29 protein-coding genes are annotated in these 26,762 nt (G+C 59.6%); 12 read left to right on the top strand and 17 right to left on the bottom strand.

The annotated features are described in order from the left end of the window. Positions 1-34 precede the first annotated feature (34 nt). The 6 genes from WGT02_RS29465 to WGT02_RS29440 all read right to left on the bottom strand — a co-directional run bounded on the left by WGT02_RS29465 (position 35) and on the right by WGT02_RS29440 (position 4,810). On the bottom strand, positions 35-286 hold the full coding sequence (locus WGT02_RS29465) for a hypothetical protein (protein ID WP_024315213.1): 252 nt from the start codon (positions 284-286) through the stop codon (positions 35-37). Between the two features lie 107 nt (positions 287-393). Next, complete coding sequence (locus tag WGT02_RS29460; protein WP_024315212.1) at positions 394-1,095, bottom strand: TfuA-like protein; 702 nt, start codon at positions 1,093-1,095, stop codon at positions 394-396. Continuing rightward, complete coding sequence (locus WGT02_RS29455) at positions 1,092-2,282, bottom strand: YcaO-like family protein (protein ID WP_208247878.1); 1,191 nt, start codon at positions 2,280-2,282, stop codon at positions 1,092-1,094. Before WGT02_RS29455 ends, WGT02_RS29460 begins: the two co-directional genes overlap by 4 nt. A gap of 9 nt (positions 2,283-2,291) precedes the next feature. After that, positions 2,292-2,507 carry a hypothetical protein gene (locus WGT02_RS29450; RefSeq protein WP_024315210.1) on the bottom strand — a complete coding sequence of 72 codons (216 nt, stop codon included), beginning with the start codon at positions 2,505-2,507 and terminating at the stop codon, positions 2,292-2,294. A 20-nt stretch (positions 2,508-2,527) separates the two neighbouring features. Further along, the gene (locus tag WGT02_RS29445) at positions 2,528-4,363 is read right to left on the bottom strand and encodes a peptide antibiotic resistance protein (RefSeq protein ID WP_208246650.1); all 1,836 of its coding nucleotides are present in this window, start codon (positions 4,361-4,363) and stop codon (positions 2,528-2,530) included. 3 nt (positions 4,364-4,366) lie between these two features. Beyond that, positions 4,367-4,810, bottom strand: a complete 444-nt coding sequence (locus WGT02_RS29440) for a helix-turn-helix domain-containing protein (protein ID WP_208246648.1) — start codon at positions 4,808-4,810, stop codon at positions 4,367-4,369. 459 nt (positions 4,811-5,269) lie between these two features. Between WGT02_RS29440 and WGT02_RS29435 the strand changes: the two genes are divergently transcribed. Beyond that, complete coding sequence (locus WGT02_RS29435) at positions 5,270-5,467, top strand: hypothetical protein (RefSeq protein ID WP_037126369.1); 198 nt, start codon at positions 5,270-5,272, stop codon at positions 5,465-5,467. A 37-nt stretch (positions 5,468-5,504) separates the two neighbouring features. Here WGT02_RS29435 and WGT02_RS29430 read toward each other — a convergent pair whose 3' ends face one another. From WGT02_RS29430 to WGT02_RS29415, 4 genes are all read right to left on the bottom strand, one after another. Next, complete coding sequence (locus WGT02_RS29430; RefSeq protein ID WP_339151222.1) at positions 5,505-5,831, bottom strand: hypothetical protein; 327 nt, start codon at positions 5,829-5,831, stop codon at positions 5,505-5,507. A gap of 263 nt (positions 5,832-6,094) precedes the next feature. Further along, complete coding sequence (locus tag WGT02_RS29425) at positions 6,095-6,394, bottom strand: hypothetical protein (protein WP_024315206.1); 300 nt, start codon at positions 6,392-6,394, stop codon at positions 6,095-6,097. A gap of 145 nt (positions 6,395-6,539) precedes the next feature. Next, positions 6,540-7,727, bottom strand: coding sequence for a mannonate dehydratase (uxuA, locus tag WGT02_RS29420; protein WP_208246645.1), 1,188 nt, complete (start codon positions 7,725-7,727; stop codon positions 6,540-6,542). A 41-nt stretch (positions 7,728-7,768) separates the two neighbouring features. Beyond that, a complete protein-coding gene (locus WGT02_RS29415) occupies positions 7,769-8,491 on the bottom strand; it encodes a GntR family transcriptional regulator (RefSeq protein WP_024315204.1) in 723 nt (240 codons plus the stop codon). Positions 8,492-8,695: 204 nt separating this feature from the next. Between WGT02_RS29415 and WGT02_RS29410 the strand changes: the two genes are divergently transcribed. From WGT02_RS29410 to WGT02_RS29395, 4 genes are read left to right on the top strand one after another with little or no spacing between them, the layout of a single operon-like run. Further along, complete coding sequence (locus WGT02_RS29410; protein ID WP_024315203.1) at positions 8,696-9,871, top strand: extracellular solute-binding protein; 1,176 nt, start codon at positions 8,696-8,698, stop codon at positions 9,869-9,871. Between the two features lie 56 nt (positions 9,872-9,927). Then, positions 9,928-11,028, top strand: a complete 1,101-nt coding sequence (locus WGT02_RS29405) for an ABC transporter ATP-binding protein (RefSeq protein ID WP_208246643.1) — start codon at positions 9,928-9,930, stop codon at positions 11,026-11,028. Beyond that, the gene (locus WGT02_RS29400; protein ID WP_208246641.1) at positions 11,025-11,903 is read left to right on the top strand and encodes an ABC transporter permease; all 879 of its coding nucleotides are present in this window, start codon (positions 11,025-11,027) and stop codon (positions 11,901-11,903) included. Before WGT02_RS29405 ends, WGT02_RS29400 begins: the two co-directional genes overlap by 4 nt. A gap of 2 nt (positions 11,904-11,905) precedes the next feature. Then, positions 11,906-12,748: an ABC transporter permease gene (locus WGT02_RS29395; protein WP_024315200.1), complete on the top strand. Its 843-nt coding sequence runs from the start codon at positions 11,906-11,908 to the stop codon at positions 12,746-12,748. Between the two features lie 31 nt (positions 12,749-12,779). Here WGT02_RS29395 and WGT02_RS29390 read toward each other — a convergent pair whose 3' ends face one another. Then, entirely contained in the window at positions 12,780-13,064 is a 285-nt protein-coding gene (locus WGT02_RS29390) for a LexA family transcriptional regulator (protein WP_225039569.1), read from the bottom strand. 28 nt (positions 13,065-13,092) lie between these two features. On the opposite strand from WGT02_RS29390, the gene WGT02_RS29385 reads away from it, so the two are divergent. Further along, positions 13,093-14,208, top strand: coding sequence for an IS630 family transposase (locus WGT02_RS29385; RefSeq protein WP_208244984.1), 1,116 nt, complete (start codon positions 13,093-13,095; stop codon positions 14,206-14,208). Between the two features lie 82 nt (positions 14,209-14,290). Here the strand turns inward: WGT02_RS29385 and WGT02_RS29380 are convergent, their stop codons facing one another. Further along, the gene (locus WGT02_RS29380) at positions 14,291-14,542 is read right to left on the bottom strand and encodes a YMGG-like glycine zipper-containing protein (RefSeq protein WP_024315199.1); all 252 of its coding nucleotides are present in this window, start codon (positions 14,540-14,542) and stop codon (positions 14,291-14,293) included. Between the two features lie 259 nt (positions 14,543-14,801). Between WGT02_RS29380 and pepT the strand changes: the two genes are divergently transcribed. Further along, positions 14,802-16,034, top strand: coding sequence for a peptidase T (gene pepT / locus WGT02_RS29375; RefSeq protein ID WP_208246639.1), 1,233 nt, complete (start codon positions 14,802-14,804; stop codon positions 16,032-16,034). Between the two features lie 191 nt (positions 16,035-16,225). On the opposite strand, the gene WGT02_RS29370 is transcribed toward pepT, so the two are convergent. The 4 genes from WGT02_RS29370 to WGT02_RS29355 form a co-directional block, all read right to left on the bottom strand. Further along, entirely contained in the window at positions 16,226-16,678 is a 453-nt protein-coding gene (locus tag WGT02_RS29370; RefSeq protein ID WP_024315196.1) for a helix-turn-helix domain-containing protein, read from the bottom strand. Positions 16,679-16,919: 241 nt separating this feature from the next. Next, on the bottom strand, positions 16,920-17,192 hold the full coding sequence (locus tag WGT02_RS29365) for a hypothetical protein (protein ID WP_024315195.1): 273 nt from the start codon (positions 17,190-17,192) through the stop codon (positions 16,920-16,922). A gap of 116 nt (positions 17,193-17,308) precedes the next feature. Next, a complete protein-coding gene (locus tag WGT02_RS29360) occupies positions 17,309-18,469 on the bottom strand; it encodes a fumarylacetoacetate hydrolase family protein (protein WP_040681026.1) in 1,161 nt (386 codons plus the stop codon). Positions 18,470-18,707: 238 nt separating this feature from the next. Further along, positions 18,708-20,543 carry an IlvD/Edd family dehydratase gene (locus WGT02_RS29355; protein ID WP_029710063.1) on the bottom strand — a complete coding sequence of 612 codons (1,836 nt, stop codon included), beginning with the start codon at positions 20,541-20,543 and terminating at the stop codon, positions 18,708-18,710. A gap of 117 nt (positions 20,544-20,660) precedes the next feature. Here WGT02_RS29355 and WGT02_RS29350 point away from each other — a divergent pair, with 117 nt between their 5' ends. After that, positions 20,661-21,569, top strand: coding sequence for a LysR family transcriptional regulator (locus tag WGT02_RS29350; protein WP_208246637.1), 909 nt, complete (start codon positions 20,661-20,663; stop codon positions 21,567-21,569). A gap of 21 nt (positions 21,570-21,590) precedes the next feature. Here WGT02_RS29350 and WGT02_RS29345 read toward each other — a convergent pair whose 3' ends face one another. Then, positions 21,591-22,499, bottom strand: coding sequence for a helix-turn-helix domain-containing protein (locus WGT02_RS29345; protein WP_024315192.1), 909 nt, complete (start codon positions 22,497-22,499; stop codon positions 21,591-21,593). Positions 22,500-22,585: 86 nt separating this feature from the next. On the opposite strand from WGT02_RS29345, the gene WGT02_RS29340 reads away from it, so the two are divergent. The 4 genes from WGT02_RS29340 to WGT02_RS29325 all read left to right on the top strand — a co-directional run bounded on the left by WGT02_RS29340 (position 22,586) and on the right by WGT02_RS29325 (position 26,745). Further along, entirely contained in the window at positions 22,586-23,863 is a 1,278-nt protein-coding gene (locus WGT02_RS29340; RefSeq protein ID WP_024315191.1) for an ABC transporter substrate-binding protein, read from the top strand. 76 nt (positions 23,864-23,939) lie between these two features. Beyond that, entirely contained in the window at positions 23,940-24,812 is an 873-nt protein-coding gene (locus WGT02_RS29335; RefSeq protein WP_208246635.1) for a carbohydrate ABC transporter permease, read from the top strand. After that, positions 24,809-25,645, top strand: coding sequence for a carbohydrate ABC transporter permease (locus WGT02_RS29330; protein WP_024315189.1), 837 nt, complete (start codon positions 24,809-24,811; stop codon positions 25,643-25,645). Before WGT02_RS29335 ends, WGT02_RS29330 begins: the two co-directional genes overlap by 4 nt. Before the next feature lie 14 nt (positions 25,646-25,659). After that, positions 25,660-26,745 (top strand): ABC transporter ATP-binding protein, encoded by a 1,086-nt coding sequence (locus tag WGT02_RS29325; protein WP_024315188.1) that lies wholly within the window; start codon positions 25,660-25,662, stop codon positions 26,743-26,745. The last annotated feature ends 17 nt before the right edge of the window (positions 26,746-26,762 follow it).

The raw sequence follows: 26,762 nt of genomic DNA, 5'->3' as shown, positions 1-26,762 counted from the left end.
CACGCGCCGCCGGCCCCCGCCTGTGCGGGTCATGTCAGTTCAAGCATGGCGCCCTGTTGGAAAACAACACATCCGCCAGTCCCTCATGCGGACCGTCACCAATTGCACGCAGAACCTCGTTAAGCGCCAGGCCGAGACAGTGCATTGCGCCCACCAGATCAACATCTTCGGCCGCATATTTTGCGTAACTAATCATGCGCGCCAATGCGACGAGTTCATCCAAGTCGTCGGAAGATCGCTCACTGCTACCCAGGTCGATCAGTCTGTCTGTCGATGCTCCACTCATCTCTGTTCTCCCTCGAACAGGCGAGAGAATATTCAGCACACGCGCAAAAGGCCCGTGAAAAACACGTGACACACGTTATTGTTGCATTCCGTGCCGCAATCTCCAAATTATTGCTTTTGCGACAAGACAAAGGTCTCGTTGAATTGCCACGCTCGTTCGCTCGGGGATGGGGGGTGATCGTCTGCCAAAAGAACCGCATCAAGAACGGCGAGAGCGTCGGCCCGCTTCTGATCGACCTCGTTCGATCGCAGCAGCGACAACAACGACTGCTTATCTGCCGAAACATCCGCACTTGCCACGATCGCGCTCCAGGTCCGCATCTTGAAGAACAAATTTCCCGCAGCTATTTCGAGCTCCACGCGATGCTCATGCCTGAGCATCTGGCGGTTCTCCAACGCATCGAGTGTCGCCCTGACATTGACCAATGGAACGGTCAACGCCTTATATGCTAACTCGATCGGTCCATGCAGCAGCGCTACATCTGCGTCGTCGACAGTCGCCCCCGTCGCATACTCGCCGTAGATGCGGCCAACGCCGACCATACCGAAAATCCCACATTCGGCAGCACGTAGCGCGCCCATGCTCGCACCCCCGAACACGCGGACCTGTCGCGAAAGTGCATAGAGAATTTCCTTGTGCCAGACGGGCGCTGTATATTCGAAGCCGCCATCGATGATACCGATCACCCGCGCACCCTTTTGTACGGCCGCCAGCACGTCGCCTTGAACGGCAGGCGGGCATATGGTGACCTCATCACCGACGAGAACGGCTGCATCAGAAAGGCTCGGCCCGACAAACACGACTTTCATGAAAACACCGCCTTTGCGATCGCGCGGGCGCCAAAGCGACGCGCCCGAGCGCCCTCGGGATTTTCGAGCCCGGGAATGAAGACTTTGACGACATGGAACGGAAGAGCACCATCGGTGAGCGGCAGCGCGATGACTGGCGCGATTTCTCGCTCGCGCAAAGCATTGAAGACCTCATCGAGGTGCGGTCCGACGCCGTGCCGCTGTGAGGCCGCAATAGTGCTGCAAACGACCGGCATGGCATCAAGGGCGCGCACGGTCTCGGCGGGCGCAGGCCTTTGAAACACGTCCTGCGATAAGTCGTCGCGTGCGCCACTGATGTAGGTGATCCTCGATTGAACCGCCTCGGTCATTGCCCGAACCGCCGCCCGAACAGGCGACTGGTGCGCGCCGCTGCCGCCTGTCACTTCAACAAAGCGGATGTTGCCGTCGCGTCGCTTCGAGGGCCCGACTACGGCGGTGACACAGGGAACGGCAATGTCACTCGTCATATCAAACAGGCGCATGGCCAGCCCCGCCGTCTCAATCTTTGACACGAGTTTATCGACCAGTGGATCATCGAAGCTCACTGGATCGATACAACGCGCGAACCGATCCGCTTCGCTTGCGATCTGCCAAAGGCAATATGCATCGCGCTCGATACGCTCGAGTACCCCGTGCAAAATGGCCTCCTGTGGGGTATTGCCGGAGGCGAGGCCATCGGACGACATCCAGAAGCGGTTGCGGCGCGTTCGATCCAGAAGCGCCGCGTCGAGGGGAACATAAATCTCCCGATCAGTCAGGAGATCCTTGCCGAGCGCCCAGTCAACCGGTTCGTCCAGCCGAATATCGCTCTCGTGACGGCCGATCAGGCAGGCAAGCGTATCAAAAGCAAAACCCGCCGCCCGCAGATCATGAGCCGAGGTGCGGAACGTTGGAATGGCTGGCCTGTTGGCAACGACGCGCTCCAACGCTTCCATGACGGCCGAAGCCTTAGCGTCGTCATCCGTCAAACCCTTACCCTGGGCGATCGCAACCGAACGCCCGTTTGGGACATAAGCACACCACACCGGGATGCCGATGTTGTCCAGACCGGTGTGGCGGGCGATACGGGTTATGCCGAAATCCGCAAGAAATGGTGCGGTTCGAACGAGGGTTTCGGATGGTGAAACCGTGCGGTCAGAATAGGCGGCACGTCTACGCGCGGTCAGCGTGCGCTCTCAGCTTTCGACGTGACCGGAGAACGCCGCTTTCGCGGTCGAGACCGCCACCGCGAAGTCCACCTTCTTGACGACGGTGGCGCCCGCCTTTCGCAGCTCGGCAACCTTCGCCAGTTCACCGGCTGCGGCATCGAGTTGCTTGACGGTGCCTGCATCGAGGTCCGCAATCCAAAGCGTCGCGTCCCCTGCAATACCAAACACAACTGCCCTTGACATGATGTTCCCTTTCGTTGGTGTTAAAATCCAGCTTTCAAAAGCCCCTCTCTGTAGAGATCTTTCTGCCATTGCTCCTTGAAGGGCACGACCGAGAGCCATTTTTCCACATCGAAGACGGGGTTCAGAGTTTCCGCACGCTGCCGATAGAACTGCGCACGCCTGCGGTCGCCAATCATTGCACAACTCGCAGCAGCAATGCGGTGGGCCGGCGCCTTGTCCTTCATGGCTTCCACATAGGCGATGGCGTCGTCGTACTGCTCGAGAAAGTAGCTTGCGCCGGCAGCACACCAAAGATAGCTGTCCGGCGATAAGGGATTGAGCGAGATCGCCTTCAGGATCTTTGTCAGCGCCTCCTTCGGACGGGAGGCATGCACCAGCGTGTCGGCGTGGCTATAGATCACGTCGGCAAAATGCGGGCTCAGTTCCTCCGCGTGGCAAAGCGCTGCCACGCTCTCGTCAACGTCGCCGAGATAGAGCTTTGTCACGCCGAGTTCCCGGTAGCCGCTGGCGAAACCATCGTCGCGCTCTATTGCCTTCAACGCATTCTGCTCAGCAAGGCCCAACAGTTCCTCATTGCCCTGGGCAGTCACCAGCCACTCGCTGGTATAGGTCCGTGCCAGGCCTGTAAAAGCCGGCGAAAAGTCGTGATTGTATTTCAACGCCTCCTTGAACGCTGCTCTGGCCCTGCGAATGTGGGGCAGCGTCAGCTTGCCCATCAGGCTCGCACCAACGAGATAGGCATGATAGCACTGCGGGTTGGCCTCCAGGCTCAGCCGAGCTTGCTCGTTCCTGGCAAGTTCATCCGCGACAGACGATGACAGGTGCTGGGCAATGAGCCGCCGCTGGGTCGGCAGCGTTGCAGCGGTCATGGGAAAGCGGGTCGCCCAGATGATTTCATCGGTCGGAAAATAGACAAGCTGAGCATACAGACCTTCGCCTGAAAGTCTCGTATCAAGGAGATAGGAGATAGAGTGACGAGCGATAACGGCGGCTTTGTCGGAGTCGCGGCGAATTTGCTCGGCGGTATGGGGTGCAACAATGGAAATGTTCCTGAGCGCGCATAGCTCGATCGTCACATCCTCGATCAGCGCACTGGCAAGCGAGAGCCCGACCACGCTGCCCTGTGATGTCGGAGGAAGCAAAACCAGTCGCGGCAGGCTCGACGCGGGCCGGGGTTCGGGCTCCGGGCGGTTTGCATTCCGCACCTCCGCCGGCACCGCATAATTCCGCGTTTGCCTGTCGCTTGGCGCCAGCACGTCCGGGCCAGCAACGCCAGGCAGCCCGCGAAGGATCGCCCGGAGCGGCTCGTCGCTCGGCTCCTGCTCCAGCAACTGCAAGGCAGCGCCGGAGACGGTTCGGTAGTCGTCGGTGCCCTGTGCAGACGGCGCCGCCTCCAAGAGCATCTGCCGCAACTTGACCCTGTGGCCGCGCTGCTCGCGCGCGATCCAGCTGTCGATCGCCTTGCTTGCTGAGCGAACATTGCCGGCGAAATCACGCTGAAGTAGGTCGCTGCTGGCTCTCAGCCTGTCCATCGGCGGCATTGCCTCGTCGAATATCTCAACATCGATGGAAAGGAGGCGCGCCTGCAACTCGATCGACACCGCAGTAATCTTAAGTGGCGCGGCCTCACTGTCATCGATCTGGCGAATACGGGAGATGAGCTTACGCAGATTAAGGCCGGCCTGATCGGGCTCGGCATCCGACCATAGGAACGCAGCGACCTCTTGGCGGGTGAGGGCGTGCCCCTTGCATGTGAAGAGATAGGCCATCGTCAACAGCGCCTTGGCAGGATAGCCGACCGCATTGCCCGCCTCATCCGTCAGACGCAGTTCGCCAAATGTTTGGAGACGCAGCACCGGCTATCCTCTTGTTTCGTCCGCCCGTTCCCAGCTCTCATGCTCATCCGTGACCGATTGCGTGGAGCCAAGGCTCCTTGCAAGTGCAATCAGCTTTCGACGAATATTCGGATCTTCGATCGCGATGAAGGCACGCGTCAGCGCCAGACCCTCCTTCGAAGCGATGAAATGCGCGACTTCATCGGTATCGGCGCTCAAACGCAGGCCCGCCGTGTGCGCCTTCTCTTCATCGAAAAAGAAGCCAACGGGCACGCCAAGGACTTCTGCAATGCGCTGCAGCCGGCTTGCTCCGATGCGGTTGACACCCTTTTCGTATTTTTGCAGCTGTTGGAACGTAATCCCTAAGGATTCCGAAAGGCTAACCTGGCTCAGGCCAAGTAGCTTTCGCCTTAACCTGACACGCTCACCCACATAGGCATCAATAGCGTTTGGAGTTTTGGCCTGCATGGCGTCCCCCGTTTCCTCGTGTCAGACTGGCATTATGCTGAGATCTATAAAAAATACAACCAAGAGTAAATTTATTCAAGGAGCTAATTGCTGGCGGCGGCGACATTTTGCTGTGGCGTTGCGATTTTACCCCATGCGGAGGAAATTTAGCCAAGTCCGATGCATTGAGGCAGCAAATATTGCCGACCTTGAGCGGTATATATTTCGACTGCTCTATTCATGGTAGTGTTACGTCGATTTCACAGGCTGTTCCAGATTTTTGCGACTATAGTCCAGGCACGGTTAAGTTGAAGCTTTGGTGCCGTCTTTACGGAGGCTACAGGCGGCTTTTTAGCTGGAATCGCGATAGTGGGGCATCGTTCAATAACATCACGAATGTCGCGACCTTCACTTGCTTAACCAATATCAACATTCAACGCACATCAAGAACGTGTGCCGCATCGACCGGGGGTAAGGGCCATGGAATTACGTCCTATAGTCATCAACCACGCCGACAGGCTTTCTGCCTGCCGTGAGAAGATAGAGGAAGCCGTATACCAGATCATTCAAGGCGAAAAACTGGTCGGCTTCTCGTCGACCGAAATCGCAATGGCGATCGCGGATATCGCCGACGACTACATTCTCGCGGCCTCCAAGAAGCGCGCGGCGACGCACTAATCCACGCTGTGTGTGCGGCCGACTGCCCAAGAGGCGATCAACTGCGCCCCACCCGCGACAGGGCGAGACGCAGAGGCTCATCCGAAACATAGATCAGGCCTCCGTAAGGGTGGGCCATATCGTTGATGATGAAGACCGCACCTCCGACGGACAGAGCGCAGACGACAATGACCGATATCACCGTGCCGTTATAGGGCGACAAAAGGCCGAACGTGCGAAAGATCACGATCAGCCAGAATGTCAGCACCACCAGGAAGGCGGTTGGTCGTCCTTCGCTTCCCGTATCGAGAACCAGCCAATGTGCCTCGGCGATGGGCGCTGCTGACCTCCAGCGCGCGCGTCTTGAGCAGGCGTTGTCCATCATCCTTTTCGGGCGCCAGCACCCTCAAGAGCTTCTGGACGGCTTCGACGCTGAGATCGTCCGGCGTTCCCATCCCGAGAGCCTCGCCGGCTGCGCCTCCTCCAAGCCTGGGCGACATGAGCCTCAACATGTTCGCCACGCGGTTTGAGCCGCGACCTTCCGTTAGCGATGCATCTGTCCGTGGAGACAAGAAGGGGTCCGAGGTGGCTTCGAAAAAGATACCGGAGCCTCTCCTCCACGAGGTGAGGCTCCGCTTCGCAGTATGCTTACTGCTGTGTCGTGCCGCCGGTCGAAGGGTTGGCCGGGGCAGGTGTTGCCGGCTCACTGGACGGCGCCACAGGGGCTACCGGCGGCTTCATCGGCTGAGATTCAGTCGTTGAAGCGGTCGGGTTGGGATCGGTGCCCGGCCGGTCAAACCATTCTGTGATAGCAAACGCTGCGACAAGGATCACGGCGATCGCGGCAATCCATCCGATCCAACTGCTTGAGCTGCGGCGCAGCGGTGGCGTGCGCAGGTCGTGATCGGTCGTGGGATTGCGGTTCGGATCATTCGGGTCGTAGGTCATGTCGTTTCTCCTCTCTGCAGGAAGAGAAATGAATTGTGCCCAAGTTTGTTCCAAATGCGTGGGCAATTGCCCTTCCAGAGGTCAACCGCGCCACCTGTAGCCCGCGATATTGAGACGACTTACGGGCTGCGGCCGCGATCCACTGTTACGTCGGCTTCGCACCCAGGGCAACGAGAATGCCGCGAAGCTCGGCCAGACCGCGCAGTCGACCGATTGCCGGATAGCCCGGCGTCACGGTCTTGTCGAGGTCATCGAGCATGCGATGGCCGTGGTCAGAGCGGAACACGATTGTTTCGTTTGCCCGACGCCCGCGGTCTTCTGCGACGAGCTCCTTCAGGACTGCAACCATGTCGACGTCGCCCTCCAGGTGGGCACTCTCGTGGAAGCTGCGTCCGTCGGCCTCGCGTTTTGTTGCGCGCAGATGGGCGAAATGGATTCTCGATGCGAAGCGGCGGGCCATCGCCGGCAGGTCGTTGTCGGCACGCACTCCGAGGCTGCCGGTGCAGTAGCACATGCCATTCGCCTTTGAGGGAACGGCATTGAACAGCGCGGCATAGTCTTCGGCGGTCGAAGCGATCCGCGGCAGACCAAAGAGCGAGCGCGGCGGATCATCCGGGTGCAGCGTCAGCTTGACGCCGCGCGCTTCGGCTACAAGCGTCACTGCTTGAAGAAATTCGATAAGATGCTGGCGCAGCTTGGCGGCATCGATACCGGTATAGGCTGCGAGCTTTTCACGGAACTGCGGGATCGTCAGCGGTTCGGTCGTGGAGCCGGGCAGGGCGGATGTGATGATCCGAGTGATCTCTGCAATCTCGGCTTCGCTCATCGCCTCGAACATGTCGCGCGCACGCGCCTTGTCCTCAGGGGAGTATTGCTGCTCGGCACCGGCGCGTTGGAGCACGAAGAGATCGAAGACGGCGAATTTCTCATGATCGAAACGCATGGCCGTCGCGCCGGTATCGATGACATAATCGAGTTCGGTGCGCGTCCAGTCGACGACGGGCATGAAGTTGTAGCAGACAATTGGAATCCCGCAGGCTGCAACAGCTTCAAGGCTGGCGATCCAGGCCTCGATATCTGCCTTGGCTCGTCCACCGTTGCGCTTGACGGCATCTGGAATCGGGATGCTCTCGACAACCGACCATGTCAGGCGCGAGCGTCCGGGCGGCGTCGTTTCGATCATCGCCTGGCGCTCGCGCACTTCCCCTTCAGTCCAGGCACGGCCGATTGGTACCTGGTGCAGGGACGAGACGACATTGGTCGCACCGGTCTGGCGTACTTCATCGAGCGTTACCGGTGCCTCCGGCCCAAACCATCTCCAACCCTGGCGCATGTATTTCCTCCTTGGGATCTTGTCGTTGCCTGCTGACAGGCTCAGCAGAAATAATCGGGATACCGGACGCGAAGCTCGTCGACGTCGGGAATGACGGCGCTCAAGTGGTGCATCATGGCCGCACGCGCCGCTTCCACGTCGTGGGCAGCGACTGCGTCACGAATGAGCCCGTGTTCGTGCACGACATTGTCCATGCGGCCAAGAACCGGCAGCGTCAGTCGTCGGGCGCGGTCGATTTGCACCTTGACCGTCTTGAGGATCGTCCAGATGCCGGGATAGCCGGCAATCTCGGCGACGGCCTCGTGGAAGGCCTCGTCCTCGTCGTGAAAAGCGGACGTATCGCCGAGCGCGGCAAGCGATCTCTGTCGTGAAATGATGGAATTCAGGCGATCGATATCGCCTGCCGTGGCAACTTCGGCGGCGCGTTCGACGGTCGTGCCTTCAAGCGACTTGCGCACGACCACCGCCTCCGGGATCGCAGAGACCGGCACCCGCGACACGACCGTGCCGGACTGCGGGTAGATATCGACAAGCCCGCCCTCTGACAATCGAAGCAGCGCCTCACGCACTGGAGTGCGCGAGACATTGAACTCTTCGGCAATCCGCTTTTCCTGCAACAGCATGCCGGGTGGCATTCGCAGAGCAAGTATATCCGCGTAGAGCCGATCGAAGATGGCGCCGGCATTCGTCACACGGCGAAGCTTCGTCGGCCTCTCGGCCCCGAAAGGCAAGGCCGTTTGAACGGAAACAACTGCTGCCTGCATAAGGAGCCCTGACATTGACTTGATCGTGCATACTAGTATATCAATTTATTGCGACTGCCAAGGCGCACCGAGGAGGACGGTGTTTTTGGCAACTCTTTCAATAGGTTTCACACATTTGACGACAAGGTTCCGGTCCCTGCAACGACCGGCACGAGGACGCATTGGAGCGCATTTGCGGCGTCCGACAACAGGAGGAGAAACAGGATGAAAGTCACCCGCAGAACATTCGTCGGCACCGCAGCGGGCGCTGCTGTTGCAACCATGCTGCCGCTGAGGGCGTTTGCGCAGGCCAAGAAACCGGCAAGCCCCGTCACCATCACGATTGCAGATGTCGCCGGCAACCTGGCGCTGACGCAGGGCATGTTCGAGGCCTACGCCTCGGAAAAGGCGGACTGGGTTTCCAGCTTCGCCTTCACAAAGGCACCGGCACCAGAACTGCCTGGCAAGATCAAGGCGCAGCAGGCGGCCGGCAAAGTCGATATCGATCTCGTCCTGACGGGAACGGACGCGCTTTCGGCGGGCCTTGATCAGGGACTTTGGATCGATCTGAAGGCACACAAGTCGGAGCTGCCCAACCTCGAGCAGATCCTGCAGCCGCAGGCCTTCAAGATGCAGTCCCTTGCCAAGGATCAGGGCGTCGTCATCACCTATTATCCCTCAGGCCCACTCATCGAATATATGCCTGACAAGGTACCCACGCCGCCGAAATCGGCGCAAGAACTGCTTGAATGGGCGAAGGCAAACAAGAACCGCTTCATCTATGCTCGGCCGGCCAATTCGGGCCCTGGCCGCACCTTCCTCATGGGCTTGCCATACCTGCTTGGCGACAGTGATCCTCGCGATCCCGCCAAGGGCTGGGCAAAAACGTGGGACTATCTCGCCGCACTTGGCGAGCACATTGAGTATTATCCGACGGGCACTGGCCAGGTGATGAAGGAGCTTGGCGAGGGGACGCGCGACATCGTCGTATCGACGACCGGCTGGGACATCAATCCGCGGGCACTCGGCATTGTTCCAGCCGAGGCGAAGGTGCAAAAGCTCGACGGCTTCCATTGGGTCACGGACGCCCACTACGCGGTCGTCCCGAAAGGCGTCTCGGACGAGAAGATCGGCGTGCTGATCGACGTGCTTAACTACATCCTGCAGCCCAAACAGCAGGCGATCGCCTACGATGCCGGCTATTTCTATCCGGGTCCGGCCGTGAAGGACGTCACCCTCGAGATGGCGCCGCAGGAAAGCCAGGACACGATCAAGGAGTTCGGCCGTCCCGAATATGCCGACTGGATTGCCAACAATCCGCTGGAGGTTCCGCTGGAGCCGAAACAACTGGTCGAAGCCTTCCGCATCTGGGACGAGAAGATCGGCGCCAAGAAGGGCTGATCAAAAGAAGCAGCCGGCCCGGAGCCGCGTCTCGGGTCGGCCACCTCATTTTGCAGATGGAGATTGATTTGACTTCGGTTTCGAATGCCGCCGCATCGACGCGTAAGAACGCGCGCCTGGAACTCGATGGGATTCGTCGCGTCTTCGGAGCGTTCAACGCTTTGACCGGCATTGATCTTGCGATCGAACCCGGAGAGTTCGTGGCGTTGCTTGGTCCGTCCGGCTGCGGAAAGTCGACTGCATTGAACTGCATCGCCGGTTTGCTCGCACTGACCAGTGGCGAAATCCGGCTTGGCGGCACGCGTATCGACCAGCTCGAACCCGAGCGCCGCGGCTTTGGCATGGTCTTCCAAAGCTACGCCCTGTTTCCACATATGAGCGTGCGCAAGAACGTCGGATTCGGCCTTGCCATGCAGGGCATAAAGGGACCAGAGGCCGATAAGCGCATCCGTGATGCCCTGGCGCTCGTGCGCCTCGACAGCCAGGCCGACAAGTTGCCTGGTCAGCTGTCCGGTGGCCAGCAGCAGCGCGTGGCGATCGCTCGTGCCATCGTCATTCGTCCGCCAATCGTGCTGATGGACGAGCCGCTCTCAAATCTCGATGCGAAACTGCGGCTCGAGATGCGCGCCGAAATTCGCGGCATCCACGATCAGATCGGTTCCACCACCATCTATGTGACGCATGATCAGGACGAGGCGCTGTCGCTTGCAGACCGCATCGTCGTCATGAGCCAGGGCCATATAGAACAGATCGGATCGCCTCAGGATCTCTACCAGCGCCCTGTGAACGTCGAAGTTGCCGACTTCATGGGCTTCAGGACGCGTGTTGAAGGCCGCATTACGCGTGTGACGAGCGCAGAGGCCGAAATCGAGGTCGCCGGCGCCCGCCTCGTTGGCACGATGCGTTCGCCGCTCAGCGTCGGCGATGCAGCCATCCTGTCGGTCCGCCCGGAAGATCTGGTCGCGTCGAACGGCGAGGGGATCGCTGCCACCGTCAGCAGCATGGAATATCGCGGGCGAGCATTTTTTGGCATGGCGCGGGCAGGGAACGGCTCTGAACTCTATTTCCGCGCAGATGAGCCGTTGGCGCGGGGAGCATCGACCAGGCTGCACCCGATTGCCGGACGGGCACTGGTCTTCAAAGGACCCGGCCGATGAGCGGCCCTTCGCTGCGAACCCGGCTCGCTGGGCGCGGTCTCGATGGCACGACGCTTTTGTTACTGCCGGGGCTGATCTTCATGATCGCGATGTTCGTCTACCCATTCCTTTACGGTGTGGCCGATTCACTCACGCCGAAAGAGGGCACATGGTATGCCAATTACGCGAAGTTCTTCAGCGATCCCTTCCAATATCAGACGATCGCCGCAACGATGTGGCTGGCACTGCCTGTAACGGTGATCAACCTCGCCTTTGCCGTACCCGTTGCCTTGCGCGTGCGCCTGATGCGCAGGCAGCGGCTGCTAACCACCATTCTCGTGCTACCCATTACCCTCGGCACGGTCTTCGTGGCAGACGGCCTTTTGACCTTTCTCGGGCCGCGCGGCTGGTTCAATCATGCCCTCTTGATGCTCGGCGTCCTCGACGCACCGGTGAAGCTGACGAATAACTACTGGGGTGTCTTCGCCTCGTTGCTGATCACCGGTTTTCCCTTCGCCTTCCTGTTGACGCTGTCTTACGTTACCGGCATCGATCCCGCGATCGAGCAGGCGGCGGCGACACTGGGTGCGGGACCACGACAGCGCTTCTTCAGGGTCTTCCTGCCGCTGTTGGTTCCGGGGCTCGCTGTCACCTTCTGCCTGGCATTCGTGCAGGCCTTTGCGGTGTTTCCCTCCGCCGTTCTTCTAGGGGCGCCGGCCGGCCCGACGCGCGTCATCTCGATTGCAGCCTATCAGGCAGCCTTCGAGCAATATGATCATTCGCTCGGTTCGACCATCGCGCTCATCATGGGCGGCGTGGAACTGGTTGTCGTACTTGCCGTTCTGGCCACCCGCTCACTCTTCTACCGCGGCCCCGCCGGCGGCACGAAAGGCTAGTCATGATCCGAGATCAGGGCCTCGCTTCAAAGATCTGGCGCTTCGCCATTTGGGGGCTGGCCATCCTCTTTGTCCTCAATCTGCTCGCCGTTATCGCCGCTGTCATGGTCAACTCCTTTGCGACGCGCTGGCTTGGGACATGGCTGCCGGCAGGTTGGACGACACGCTGGTATTTCAGCGCCTGGAAGGAATTCCAGCTCTCCAGCGTTGTCCTTGTCACCTTCGAGATCGTCTTTACTGTCGTCATCATCTCTGGGATCTTGGGCATCACGACCGCATATGCGCTGGCGCGGCGCGACTTTCCCGGCAAGCGTCTGGTCATCTTGCTGTTCTTGCTGCCGCTGTTGATCCCTCCCTTGACCTACGGCATTCCGCTGGCAACCGTCCTCTATCAGCTTGGACTCGGCGGCACGTTTTGGGGCGTCGTGCTGATCAACGTCGTCCCGTCGCTGCCCTTCGTTGTTTTGGTGATGATCCCGTTCATCGAGCAGATCGACCCTCGCATCGAAGCGGCCGCACGCGTATTCGGCGCGGGAACAACGAGCCTGTTCCTGCGAATTCTGCTGCCCCTGCTTTTGCCGGGAATGCTGGCTGCGTTGCTGCTGGTGCTGGTGCGAACCATCGCGATGTTCGAGCTGACCTTCCTGATTGCCGGGCCGACGACGCAAACACTGGTGGTGTCGCTCTATTACGCCGTCTTTGCATCAGGAGTGCGTGCAGGCCAGTCGATCGATGCCATGGCGGTGGTCTACATGGTCACGACATTGTTCTGGCTGGTTCTCGCCTTGCAGTTCGTCAACCCGACGCAGATCGTCGCAAGGGCAAAACAGCAAAGCACCCACTAGTACCGCGCCACAGAGATTATGACGGGTTGGGTTATCGTAGAATGGGCAAGTCTTCTGGTGGGATGAGAAGTTGGATGCTGCGTGCTGCGCCTGGCACGCGGGATATAAATCCTGCCTTCTCGAGGGTCAGCACCATCTGGTGAACAGACGGAGCCGTAACGGCGAAGTGGCGACGCATGTCGGCTTCGGCCGGAGGCTGTTTGAAGATGCGGCTGTAGGCGTAGATGAAGGCCAGGTACTGGCCTTGGACTTGCGTAAGGCCATGTCTTGCCGTTGCGGCTTGCGGGTCAAGTGAGGGACTCATTTTCGGATTCATCTGCGTCTCCGCGCTGAAGGAGGTGTCGATGACTATAAAGTTTCACGTAGAGCTTAGCCAATCGGAACGTGATCAACTGGCCGTTTTGTTGAGCGGGGGACGCCATGCGTCGCGCAAGATCAAGCGCGCCCAGATCCTGGTGGCGGCGGACGAAGGCTTCAGCGACGAGGTGATCGCGGCAACCTTGAACGTCAGCGGATCGACGATTTACCGGACCAAGCGCCGGTTTGTGGAAGCCAATCTGGAAGGCGCGCTCAGTGAAGAACCGCGCCCGGGTGTTGAGCGCAAGCTATCGAGCAAGGAGGAGGCGCTGTTGGTGGCGACCGCCTGCTCAAAGCCGCCGCCCGGGCGAGCCCGCTGGACCCTGGAGCTTCTGGCCGATGAGATGGTCCGACTCACCGATCATGACGAGTTGTCCTCGGAGACCGTACGTCGCCGGCTGGCTGAGAATCATCTCAAACCTTGGCGCAAAGACATGTGGTGCATCCCAAAGCTCGATGGGGAATACGTCGCGCGCATGGAGGATGTTCTCGACCTCTACGCAGAGACGCCTGATCCACAAAGGCCCGTGGTCTGCTTCGACGAGAGCCCGACCCAACTCATCGGCGAAGTGCGCGAGCCCATTGCGGCCAAGCCTGGCCAGCTTGAACGCTACGACTGCGAGTATCGCCGAAACGGCACGGTCAATCTGTTTGTCTTCATGGACGCCCACCAGCCCTGGCGCAGGGTGAAGGTCACCGATCGGCGAACCAACCAAGACTTCGCCCAGTGCATGCGCGAACTGGTCGACGTCGATTATCCCGACGCCCCGATCATCCGCGTGGTGATGGACAACCTCTCCACCCATTCCGCCGGGGCGCTTTACGACGCATTTCCAGCCCCGGAGGCTCGAAGGGTGCTGAAGCGACTGGAGTTCCACCACACGCCCAAGCACGCCAGTTGGCTCAACATGGTCGAGATCGAGATCGGTGTCCTGCGCAGCCAATGCCTCGACCGTCGTATCGACAATAAAGACACCATAATCGCCGAAGTCGCAGCCTGGGAGCAGCAACGCAACGCTAATGGCGCAAAGATCCAATGGATGTTCACAACCGAAAAAGCCCGCCAAAAGCTCCGCAAAGCTTACCCCGTCAAAGAGTCATAATCTCTGTGGCGCGGCACTAGTGTAAGTCTCGAGGGAATAGACCGCCTCTCATAACGAGGCGGTCAGTTAGCGGCTGCCCCTATCAGCAGCGCGCCTCATAGGTGCGTCCATATCGATCACGATAGACACAGTAGCCGCGCCGTTCGGTCGAGCGTCCAATCAGCGCCCCGGCGACACCACCTGCCACGGCACCGACCGCTGCGCCTCCCCAGCTATTGCTGACGGCACCGCCAATGATAGCGCCCGTGCCCGCACCGATTGCGGTTCCTTTCTCGGTGGCTGTGCACGATGCCAATGCCCCCATAAATGCAGCCACAAGGACAATTTTTCTCATCCGCCACTCCTATGATTATATTTTTGCATTGCGGTCTAGGAACTAAATTCAATGCTATAAGGTTCCAACGGCGGACTTAAGTCTGACGTTGCCATTCTCCCACCACAGCACAACCGCAGTCGTCACGGGTACGGGTGCGGCGGCGAGTTCACCATCTCTCGGCAGCGGTCGGGTCGGCCATAGGGGATCGAGTACCCCTATTCACGCCCCATCTTCGAAGGCTATATCGGTGGGACGCAAAACACAGATTGGATCCGCCATGACCGATACCGTCCTCGATCGCTTTCTTCGCTATGTCGTCATTGACACCCAATCGGATGCGGCATCGTCGACGCAGCCGTCGACCGTGAAACAGAAGGACTTGGGCCGCTTGCTGGTCGACGAGTTGTTGACGATCGGCCTGTCCGACGCTCACTTGGACGAGCATGGCTATGTCTACGCGACCATTCCCTCGAATTCAGACAAGACCGTTCCGGTCATTTGCTTCTGCTCGCATATGGATACGGCACCCGATTTCACGGGGACGAACGTCAAACCACGAATCGTGCGCGACTACCGCGGCGGCGACATTCAGCTTGCCGGTGACAAGAAGCAGGTCATTCGCGTCAGCGAGAATCCGGCGCTCAACGACCAGATCGGCCACGACATCGTCACGACCGACGGGACGACACTGCTCGGCGCCGACGACAAGGCGGGCATCGCCGAGATCATGACGGCGGCTGAGATCCTCATGGACAACCCCGACATCAAGCATGGAACGATTAAGCTGCTCTTCACGCCCGACGAGGAGATCGGTCGCGGCGTCGACAAGGTCGATCTGACAAAGCTCGGCGCGCAGTTTGCCTACACGATGGACGGTGAAAGCGCCGGACACATCGAAGACGAGACGTTCTCGGCAGACGGCGTCGAGATTGCCATCGAAGGCGTTGCGATCCATCCGGGCTTTGCCAAGGGAAAGATGGAGAATGCCATCAAGATCGCCGGCGCAATTATTGATCGGTTACCCAAGAATGTCGCACCGGAAACGACCGAAGGTCGAGAAGGTTTCATCCATCCGACCGGTTTGGCCGGCTCCATGGAAAAGGCCGCTATCAGCCTCATTGTCCGAGACTTCGAGGACGCTGGGCTGACTGACAAGGAAAGTAGGCTCGAAGCGCTGGTGCAGGAGGTGATGGCCGACTATCCCGGATCTTCCTACACCTTCACCGTCAAGCCGCAGTATCGCAACATGAAGATTGTCCTTGATCGGCATCCGCAGGTCGCGGAAAACGCCATTGAAGCCATTCGCCGCGCCGGCATGTCGCCTGTGCGCGGCAGTATCCGAGGCGGAACGGACGGCTCGCGCCTTTCCTTCATGGGCCTGCCATGCCCGAACATCTTCGCCGGCGGCCACGCCTTCCACTCGCCGCGTGAATGGATCAGCAGGCAGGACATGGACAAGGCCGTCGCCACGCTCGTCAAACTCGCAAAGGTGTGGGAAGAGCGTGCTTAGCGCAGCGGACCGCTAGTGCCGCACCCAATGCTCTTCGCCAATGGCACGCGCTCTTTCGGTGCGTGCTCATTGAGCTCCTGCAACAGAGCGTCGACAATACGCAGAGTTCCCCCACCCGGCGAAATGAGGCGCATCGCTCCGAAGGTTTCCAGGCTGAATTTCATCTGATCGGCGAAGCCCAGCATGTCAGTTTAGGCGAAGGTTTCGCCAGGTTTCGTTTGCTCGCCGGCAACGTCACGCCCTTCCTGCGCATGCGCCATGGCTTTGACCAAAGCGACAATCTTTTCACGAAGCTGCGTGTCGGTGATTTTCAGGAAGGCGCGATTGAGCGCGAGACCTTCCTTCGAATGCAGGAATTCGGCAACCGGGTCGGCCGCGACCGAAGTCTCAAGCCCGGCCAAGCTCAAGGGCTCGGACGCATCCTGCTGAAAGAAGAAACTCGGAGACGTGCTCAGCACATCGGCGATCCGTTGCAGTCGGCTGGCACCGATCCGGTTAAGACCTTTCTCGTATTTCTGCACCTGCTGGAATGTCACGCCTATCTGATCGGCCAGTTTTTCCTGACTAAGTCCTAGGAGTTGCCTTCGCATCCTCACACGAGAACCGACAAACGTATCGATGGCATTTGGCGTCTTTGCATTCATCATAAATGTTCCATGTACCGGACTAGCGTCATGTTCATCCGCTCGACCACATACCCGGTATCGCACCCCTTTGGCGAGTGTGTATTAGCCGCGGGCCAAATTCAATCGGCTAATTGCATAACATTGTATGATAAACGAATGTGACTAGCCATCTGAGAGCTTGGCGATCGCAACAAGTCGATGTTGCAGGGTGAATCGTCGATCGGCAGGCGAGCTTCGTCCGTTTCACCGGCCGCGCTGTTCAGCGGTTGAAGCGAATCGGCCGGATTTCCCTGTGAACGATCTTCAGCGACTTGTCCGGTTGTATCATGTAGGTCTCATCGACCTGTCGGCCCCACTCGTCGATGAAATTGTGCGGGAAGGTCGATCCCGGCGGCGACTTCGTCAGTCTTGTACGCGGCTGGCCGCTATAGGTGATGCTGCCGGCGATCGGATCGAGACCCGGCGAGGAAAAGTCCTTCGTGGTGCACCCGACAAGAGCGAGCACGCAAATCAAGGCAAGGGCTTTGTTCATGGCACCCTCAACGATTCCGCTTCATTCCTGAAGCATATATCCGATCGATTGCGCCGGAACAGGCAGACAACCCGCCCGGCGCAAGATTTCAGCACCCGCGCCGGTCGCCCGAAAGCCTAAAGGAGATCCCGCTTTGCAAGGTTTGCCATCAGGGCGGTGATACCAAATGTCCAGGAAGAGCACTCGGTTGAAAGCCGCACGGTATTGACGAGCGAGCCGAGGCCCATCGACGAAATTTCGACGACGTCACCGATTTTGTGGGTGAAGCCCTGGTTCGGCGCATCACGATCCTGCGTCGGCGCAAACAGCGTTCCCAAGAACAGCATGAAGCCATCCGGGTACTGATGGTGGGCGCCGCAGGTCTGCTTGACGAGGTCGGAAGGATCGCGGCTGATCTTCGACATCGAACTCTTTCCGTGAAGGACAAATCCGTCGGCTCCGGTGACCTTGAGGTCGAGCTCTGCTCTGCGCACCTCATCGAGGCCGTAGCTCTCGTCGAATAGCCGAATGAACGGGCCGATTGAGCAGGAGGCGTTGTTATCCTTGGCCTTGCCTAGCAGGAGCGCCGAGCGGCCCTCCACGTCGCGCAGATTGACGTCGTTGCCAAGTGTTGCCCCCTTGATCTCCCCGCCGCTGTTGACGGCAAGTACGATCTCGGGTTCCGGATTGTTCCAGGTCGAGATTGGATGCAGCCCGACATCGGCGCCCCAGCCGACAGAGGCAAGGACCGGTGACTTCGTGAAAACCTCGGCGTCAGGTCCGATGCCGACCTCGAGATATTGAGACCACATGCCTTCGTCGATCAGCGCCTGCTTGACCTTGGCGGCTTCAGCCGAACCTGCCTTCAGATTGTTGAGGCTACCACCGATCAGCGTACTGACGCGCTCGCGGATCGCGGCGGCGCGATCGGGATTTCCAGCCGCCTTCTCCTCGATGACGCGCTCGATCATCGACTGCGCGAACGTTACGCCGCAAGCCTTGATGGCCTGAAGGTCGGCAGGAGCAAGCAGATGAACCAGCGACGGGTCAGGTGTTCCGATGCCAACGGCAGCGATCTCGTCCAATGTGGTGAGCACAGGACCACCCGCGGCGCGGACGAAGGCGGCGGGATCGGCCTGTTCCAGGAGCGCACTCAGCGTCGGCGCAGCTTTGGAGGTGATGTCGACCAACTGGCCATCCCGAACGACCACGATGCTCGGGCCTTGAACACCGGGGTTCCAGGCACGACCGACTAACAAGCCGCCGGCGGCGGCAGAATCCAGAAGAGCATAAGACATCGACATGTTCCGTCACACGAGCGATGGACGCGCTCAAGATCAAAACGAACCGGCCGCCCTCCAACCCAGCGGCGCGCCGAAATCGACCACAATTGATGCCGGTGGGCAAGGTCAAAACCAACGAATCTCGACCTCGTCTCCAAATTGAGAATGGGCGCGATGCCGAGATGGTATCGCGCCCATTGTACTCAATCGGACTGTGTTCGGCGACGCGATCTGCTGGCCGCGCCCGGAGGATTTAGTGGTTGTCGCGCGGAATGCCCTTGGTCTGGGCGATACGCTGGTACTTGACGGCAGGCTCAAGCACGGCGCCGGTTTCCATCTGGCCGACATAGGTACGCTGGATTTCCTGCCAGGGTGTCTGGCTCTCCGGATAGACATAACCGCCGGCTGCCTCGAGCGCCTTGCGCCGTTCGGCAAGCTCCTCGTCGCTGATGAGGATATCGGCGGACCCCTTCTTGAGGTCGATGCGTACCTGGTCGCCGGTCTTCAGCAGAGCAAGCCCACCGCCAGCGGCCGCTTCGGGCGACGCGTTGAGGATGGAGGGCGAGCCAGACGTGCCGGACTGACGCCCGTCACCGATGCAGGGCAGCGAGCTGATGCCCTGCTTCAAGAGATAATCCGGCGCACGCATGTTGACCACCTCGGCGGCACCCGGATAGCCGATCGGCCCGGCACCGCGCATGAAAAGGACCGTCGACGCATCGATCGCCAGCGACGGATCGTCGATGCGGTGATGGTAATCTTCCGGTCCGTCGAAGACGACCGCGCGGCCAACGAAGGCTTCCGGATCGTTCGGATTGGACAGGTAACGTTGCCGGAACTCAGGCGAGATCACGCTCGTCTTCATGATCGCCGACGAGAAGAGATTGCCGCGCAGGACCAGGAAGCCGGCGCGCTCCTTCAGCGGGCGCTCGAACGGACGAATGACCTTGTCGTCCTCGATCGTCGCCGTGGTGTAGTTCTCGCCGACCGTCTTGCCGTTCACGGTCATCGCGCTCGTGTTGATCAGATTGTGCTTGATCAACTCGCCCATGACGGCCGGAACGCCGCCGGCGTGGTAGTAGTCCTCGCCGAGATACTCACCGGCCGGCTGCAGGTTGACGAGAAGCGGGATTTCCTCGCCGTAGGTCTGCCAGTCATCGACCGTCAGTTCGACGCCGACATGGCGGGCAAGTGCGTTGAGATGGATCGGGGCATTGGTTGAGCCACCGATCGCGGAGTTGAGCCTGATGGCGTTGATGAAGGCGTCCCTGGTCAGAATGTCGGAAGGCTTGAGGTCCTCGCGAACCATTTCGACGATCCGCAAGCCGGTCTCATAGGAGATTTCCTGACGGTCACGGTAGGGAGCCGGAATTGCCGCGCCGCCCGGCAGCTGCATCCCGAGCCCTTCGGCAAGTGAATTCATCGTGGTCGCCGTGCCCATGGTGTTGCAGTAGCCGGTCGAGGGCGCGGAGGAGGCAACGAGCTTGACGAAGCCCTGATAGTCGATTTCGCCACGCGCCATCATTTCGCGAGCTTTCCAGACGATCGTACCGGAGCCTGTGCGCTCGCCGCGGAACCAGCCGTTCAGCATCGGGCCAACCGACAGTGCGATCGCTGGAATGTTCACGGTCGCGGCGGCCATGAGACAGGCCGGCGTCGTCTTGTCGCAACCAATCGTCAGGACCACGCCATCCAGCGGATAGCCGTAGAGGATCTCGACGAGGCCGAGATAAGAGAGGTTGCGGTCGAGACCTGCGGTCGGACGCTTTCCAGTTTCCTGGATCGGATGCACCGGGAATTCGATGGCGATACCGCCTGCATCACGAATACCTTCGCGAACGCGCTTTGCGAGCTCGATGTGGTGACGATTGCACGGCGACAGGTCGGAGCCAGTCTGAGCGATGCCGATGATCGGCCTTCCCGACTGCAGCTCTTCCTGGCTCAGACCGAAGTTCATGTAACGCTCCAGGTAGAGCGCGGTCATGTCAGGGTTTGCGAGATTGTCGAACCAGGCCTTGGAGCGAAGCTGGCGCGATCCGTCCTGCTCTTGAACTGCGTTCTGATGCGGGGAGGGAGTTTTCTCAACCACGATGAATTTCCTTGCTTTGACGCCGCTGTTGTCATGCACTTAGCTGATCGATACAGGAATGTATAATCAGTCTTTCGCATTTTGATATGCAAATATCTTATATCGAGTGAGGCAATCGTGGGATTGGACGGTTTCAGACTGCGGCACTTGAAGATGCTCGTGGCGCTCAGCGAGCACGGAAAACTCGGCGTGGTTGCCGAAATGTTTGGAATCTCGCAACCGGCCCTGTCGAGAACCCTCAATGAGCTGGAGCAAATGTCTGGGCACCAGCTTTTCGACCGTCACAACCGTGGCCTTGTCCCGACACCTCAGGGCGAAGTGATCGTTCGCCACGCCAAGATGCTGATCTCCGAAGCACAACGCGCCGAATACGAAATGGTGGTCGCCGCTGCCGGGCAGGGCGGCAGCGTGGCATTCGGCACGATCATGACGCCCGCGGCCGATTATGTCGCCCCCGCCCTGAAGCGCATCTTCGAGACCCACCCGACGATCGACATCAGCATCGCCGTTGGCAGCAGCGATGTGCTGCTCGAGGATGTGCTGAACAGAAGGCTCGACTTTGCTGTCTGCCGCATTCCAAGTGGCATGAACCCACTCTGGTTCGACTATCTACCGGTCGGTCAGGAGACGCTGCGTGTCATCGTAGCAGTCGATCACCCGCTCTCGGGCAAGCCTGTCGTCACCGAGGATGACCTCAGGCACCAGAGCTGGGTGCTCCAGCCGCATGGCTCGTTCCTTCGCCAGGTCATCGATGACTTCATCCGCCGCCATGGCATCGTGCCGGCAAGCGTCGTTTCGACTTCCGATGCGCTTTTGACCATGTTGCTGATGATGCAGAGCCAGCGGCTCGGCATCTTTGCCGAGCCCGTGGCAGCCCTTCTCGAGCGGCATGGTCTCGTCAAGGCGCTGCAGATAGAGGGAGACATCTCCGTCCCAGGTTTCGGCCTCGTCAAACTCAAGGAACGCGAACTATCTGCCTCCGCCGAGCTTGTCTATACTGTGTTTGCCACGACGCGAAACCCTTGAGGCAGCGCGGCTGCCAATAGCCTAAGGCGCATATTGCGTGACCATGCGGGCATCGCGGCGGAAATCGGAAGGCGACATGCCCGCGATATGGCGGAACGACTTGTTGAAGGCGCTGATCGAGCCGAAGCCGCTATCCATCGCGACCTGCAAAACGTTCGCCTCGTCGTTCATCAACATCGCTTGCGCGCGCGACAGGCGCAGGAGATTGACATATTTGCTGAGCGTCATGCCGGTCGTCTTCTTGAACAGGTTCATCGCATATTTCGGATGAAGGTCGGCGGCGCGAGCTATATCGACCGAATCGATTTCCTGCAGGAAGTTGACGGCGATGAAGTCACACATGCGGGCGACGCTGCGCGATGACTGCGGATAGAATTGCTCTATGTCATCGGCATCCGTCGGCCCGAGCGTCGGCAGCAGCGAATAGGGTTCAAGTGCGATTCGCTCCACGCGCAAAAGCATCTCGTCGAGAGCGTGTTGAGCCTTGGCCGGATCACCGGATTTGGCGTAGCGCACCCAGCGCGGAAAATTCTCCTTGTCGGCCGCATCGGTTGCCGAGGTGAACAGGATCTCGCCCTTCATCAGCCGGCTGGAAATGTTGATCGGCAGGCGCATACGGAAGAAGTAGACCAGTGGAAGGTGCCCGCCGGCATAGATCGCATCCTCGGAGCAATCATCCATCTGGTGCGGCTGGCCGCCCCAGAACAGGCACATGTCGCCCGCCTTCATCGAGATCTGATGGCCGTTCATGCGGTAGTGCACGCTGCCCTGCATGATATAGTTGACCTCGACCTGCACGTGCCAGTGCGGCATCAGCATCACCGGTGGATGGTTGTGAAACATCTGCAGGGCAGTCGGCAACCCTTCGATACTGCTCGCTCCCGGCTGGTAGACAGCCCGCCTTCCGATCTTACTTTCCGCCAAGTCCATGTTCCCTTTTTAGGAGACAGCGGCTCCCTTCCAGATAGTCTAGCCGCGTTCGCTAAGGGACGGCAATTGAAAAGGGAGGATTTTCAATGCGCTTCAAACTTATCGGTGCGACCGCAATGGTTGCGCTGCTTGCTTCGGGTTCTGCATTCGCGCAGCAGTCGGGCAATCTCACCATCTGGAGCTGGAACATCGCCGCATCGGCGCTGAAGTCCACGCTCGAAGGGTTCAACAAGCAGTACCCGGATATCAAGGTCACAGTCGAAGACCTCGGCAACCAGCAGGTCTTCGACAAGATGCTGGCGGCCTGCGCTGCCGGCGGCGAAGGACTGCCTGACATCGTCAGCGTCGAGAACTTCGAGGCGGAAATCTTCTGGAGCCGCTTTCCCGACTGCTTCGCCAACCTGAAGGATCTGGGCTATACGGCAGAAATCCAGGCAAAATTCCCGGACTTCAAGCGCACCGAGCTTGAGGTGGGCGATGTCGCTTACGCCATGCCTTGGGATTCCGGCCCGGTCGCCGTTTTCTACCGCCGCGACTTTTATGAAAAGGCAGGCGTCGATCCGTCGAGCATCAAGACCTGGGACGACTTCATTGCGGCCGGCAAGAAGATCTCCGCGGCCAATCCCGGTGTCGTCATGGCGCAAGCCGACTTTAACGGCGACAGCGAATGGTTCCGCATGATTTCCAACGAGCAGGGCTGCGGCTACTTCTCGACGGACGGCCAGACGATCACCATCAATCAGCCGGCCTGCGTTGCGACGCTCGAAAAGGTCAAGCAGATGAAGGACGCCGGCACGCTGACGGCAGCCATCTGGGACGAGAAGATCCAGGCCAATACGGCAGGCAAGGCGGCAAGCCAGATGTATGGCGGCTGGTATGAAGGCACGATTCGGTCCGGCTCGCCCGATCTTGCCGGCAAGTGGGGCGTCTACATGATGCCAAGCCTGACTGCAGATGGGCCGCATGCGGCAAACCTCGGCGGTTCGTCGCTTGCAATCGCCGCCAATTCCGAGAACAAGGAAGCAGCCTGGACCTACATCAACTATGCACTCGGCACCAACGAGGGCCAGGTGACGATGCTGAAGTCCTTCGGCCTCGTTCCGTCGCTGCTGACGGCAGTCCAGGACCCGTTTGTCAACGAGCCACTGCCCTATTGGCACGACCAGAAGGTCTGGGCCGACATCCTTTCGACCCTGCCGAAGATTGTTCCAAGCCGCGGCACGGCGTTCCAGACGGACGCTGATTCGATCTACAGGGCGGCGCAGACGAAGTACTTTGCCGGCGGCTACCCCGACGCCAAGGCCGCGCTCGACGATGCCGCAAACCAGATCGCCACGGCGACAGGCCTTCCCATTGCGAAATGAGTAACGATGCCGGGCGCCGCTTGGCGCCCGGCCTCCATCCAAAGGGATGGCTCGTCTCGTCTGTGAGGAGAATAGAATGCCGATCCGGAACCGGAACGCCTACGCTTTTCTTGCGCCCTATCTCTTGGTCTTTGCCACGTTTTGGATATGGCCGATCATCAGTTCGTTTCTGATCTCGTTTCAGAACACACGTGTTAATCCATGGAAATTCAGCTTCTCAGTAAACTGGGGCCGCCTGGTTGGCGATCCAGCCTTCTACAACGCGCTCTACAACGCGCTCTACAACACGCTGATCATCCTGGTCATTCAGGTTCCGGTCATGATCACGATCGCCACCGTGATGGCTGTACTTCTGAATTCGCCGCTTCTCAAAGCGCGGCCTCTCTTTCGCTTTGCTTTTTTCGCGCCCGTCGTCGTCGGCGAAGTCGCCTATGCGGCCGTCTTCCGCCTGATGTTCAGCTTCGACTTCGGGATCGTCAACAAGCTGGTCAGCCTCGTTGGTCTTCCAGCCGTCTCGTGGTTCGACAATGCCAATGCTGCTATGGCCCTTGTGATCATAGCGGTGACCTGGCGCTGGGCGGGATATAACGCGATCATCATTCTCGCCGGCCTGCAATCGATTCCTGACGACGTCTACGAGGCGGCAACGCTCGATCGCGTCAGCAAGTCACAGCAGTTCTTCCACATCACCCTGCCACTTCTAAAACCGATCATCCTGTTTTGCGTCATCCTGTCGGTCATTGGCACGATGCAGCTCTTCACCGAACCATTCCTCATCACCAATCGCGGCGGGCCGGGAGGTGGAACGGAAACGCTTGGCCTTCTGCTTTATCGCGAGGGCTTCCGCTCGCTCAATTTCGGCTATGCCTCGGCAGTCGCCTACACGATGGCGGCGCTGGCGGTGGCAATCTCGCTGTTCAACCTCTGGATCGGAAGGGAGCCCAAATGAGATCGAAATCTCAATCGCTACTGCTGCGGCAGATTGCTCTTCACGCCGTCCTGACGCCGCTGGCCATCATCTGGCTGTTTCCGCTGTGGATGATGCTCGTCTTCTCGACAATGTCGGATTTCGGCATATTCAGCCCCGAAATCGTCCTCTGGCCGTCTACGAATTTCATCGAGAACTTCAAGAACCTGCAGGCCGACACAAATTTCATACGTGCGATGTCGATCTCGATCGGCGTTGCCGTGATCTACACGATCCTGTCGGTGCTTCTAACCTCGATGGCCGGCTGGGCACTTGCGCGCTACCGCTTCGTCGGGCGGTCGGTCGTGATCGGCATCATTCTTGGTACGATTACACTGCCCTTTGCCGTCGTCGTCATCCCGCAGTTCATCATGGTGGCGCGCGAATTCAAGCTGGCCAACACCTGGATCGCGTTGATCGTGCCTCCGCTTTTCAATTCGCTTGGCGTGCTCTTCATGCGTCAGGCCTTCTCGATGATGCCTGGGGAACTCTTCGATGCCGCGCGCGTCGAGGGCGTCAAGGAATGGCAGATTTTCCTTCGTATCGCCCTGCCACTCGCAAGGCCAACAATGGCGGCACTTGCGATCATCCTCTTCCTGCACTCCTGGAACAACTACCTCTGGCCGCTGCTCATCAACTCCAAGCCGGGGATGATGACGGCACCGGTGGCGCTTGGCACGCTAATCGGGCTCACCAAGGTATCGTGGGGCGGCATCATGGCCGGTGCCATGATGCTGACGGCGCCGATCCTGGTCGTCTTCGTGTTCCTGCAGCGCCACTTCATCGCCGGCATCGCGGCCGGCGCAGTCAAATAATCGGGGAATGCCTGATGTCCGAACTTTCGTTGAAAAATGTCGTCAAGCGCTTTGGCGCGCTGGAAATCGTCCATGGCGCAAATCTTGAGGTAGAGGACGGCGAGTTTGTCGTCTTCGTCGGCCCGTCCGGCTGTGGCAAATCGACATTGCTGCGCATGATCGCTGGCCTTGAGGATATCTCGGGCGGCGAGATCAACATCGGCGGCAAGGTCGTCAACGACGTGGAACCGGCCGACCGCGGCATTGCCATGGTCTTCCAATCCTACGCACTCTACCCGCACATGACGGTCGAGGAAAACCTGAGCTTCGGGCTGCGCATGAACGGCAACCCGAAGCAGGACACCGAAAAGCGCGTCAAGCACGCGGCCAACATCCTGCAGATCAATGAGCTGATGCAGCGGCGGCCGAAACAACTTTCGGGCGGCCAGCGTCAGCGCGTCGCCATCGGCCGCGCCATCGTGCGCGAACCACAGGTCTTCCTGTTCGACGAGCCGTTGTCGAACCTGGATGCGGAATTGCGCGTTCAGATGCGCGTCGAGATCTCGCGGCTCCACAAGCAACTCGGCACGACGATGATCTATGTCACCCACGATCAGACGGAAGCGATGACGCTGGCCGACAAGATCGTCGTCCTGCGTGCCGGCAACATTGAGCAGGTCGGCGCGCCGCTCGACCTCTACGACGATCCCGCCAACCAGTTCGTCGCCGGCTTCGTCGGCTCGCCAAAGATGAATTTCCTGAAGGCCGAGGTTCTTGAAGAGGACGGTGCACGCACAACGGTTGCGCTTGCAGGCGACAAGAATATCCGCCTCACCATGCCGGTGAGGGGGCCGATCGTGCCTGGCGCGCAGGTGACGCTCGGCATCCGGCCGGAGCATTTCGTCGACGCCGGGCAGGGTGAGACTGACCTCACGGTCACGATCGACGTCGCGGAGCATCTTGGCAACACAAGCTACATCTACGCGACAACGGCAGCGGGCGAACAACTCATCATCGAGCGCCCGGAATCGCGCGCGGCCGGCAACCGAGACACGCTGACCGTCGGCCTGAGCGCCAACCGCACCTTTCTGTTCGACAGCGACGGCAATCGGCTGCGCTGACGGCAAACTTCATCCCA

Origin of the sequence: Rhizobium sp. T1470, assembly GCF_042140505.1 — a bacterium.
GTDB lineage: Bacteria > Pseudomonadota > Alphaproteobacteria > Rhizobiales > Rhizobiaceae > Rhizobium > Rhizobium favelukesii.
The sequence above is the reverse complement of the archived record's forward strand: the minus strand, read 5'-3'. Positions and strand labels throughout refer to the sequence as shown.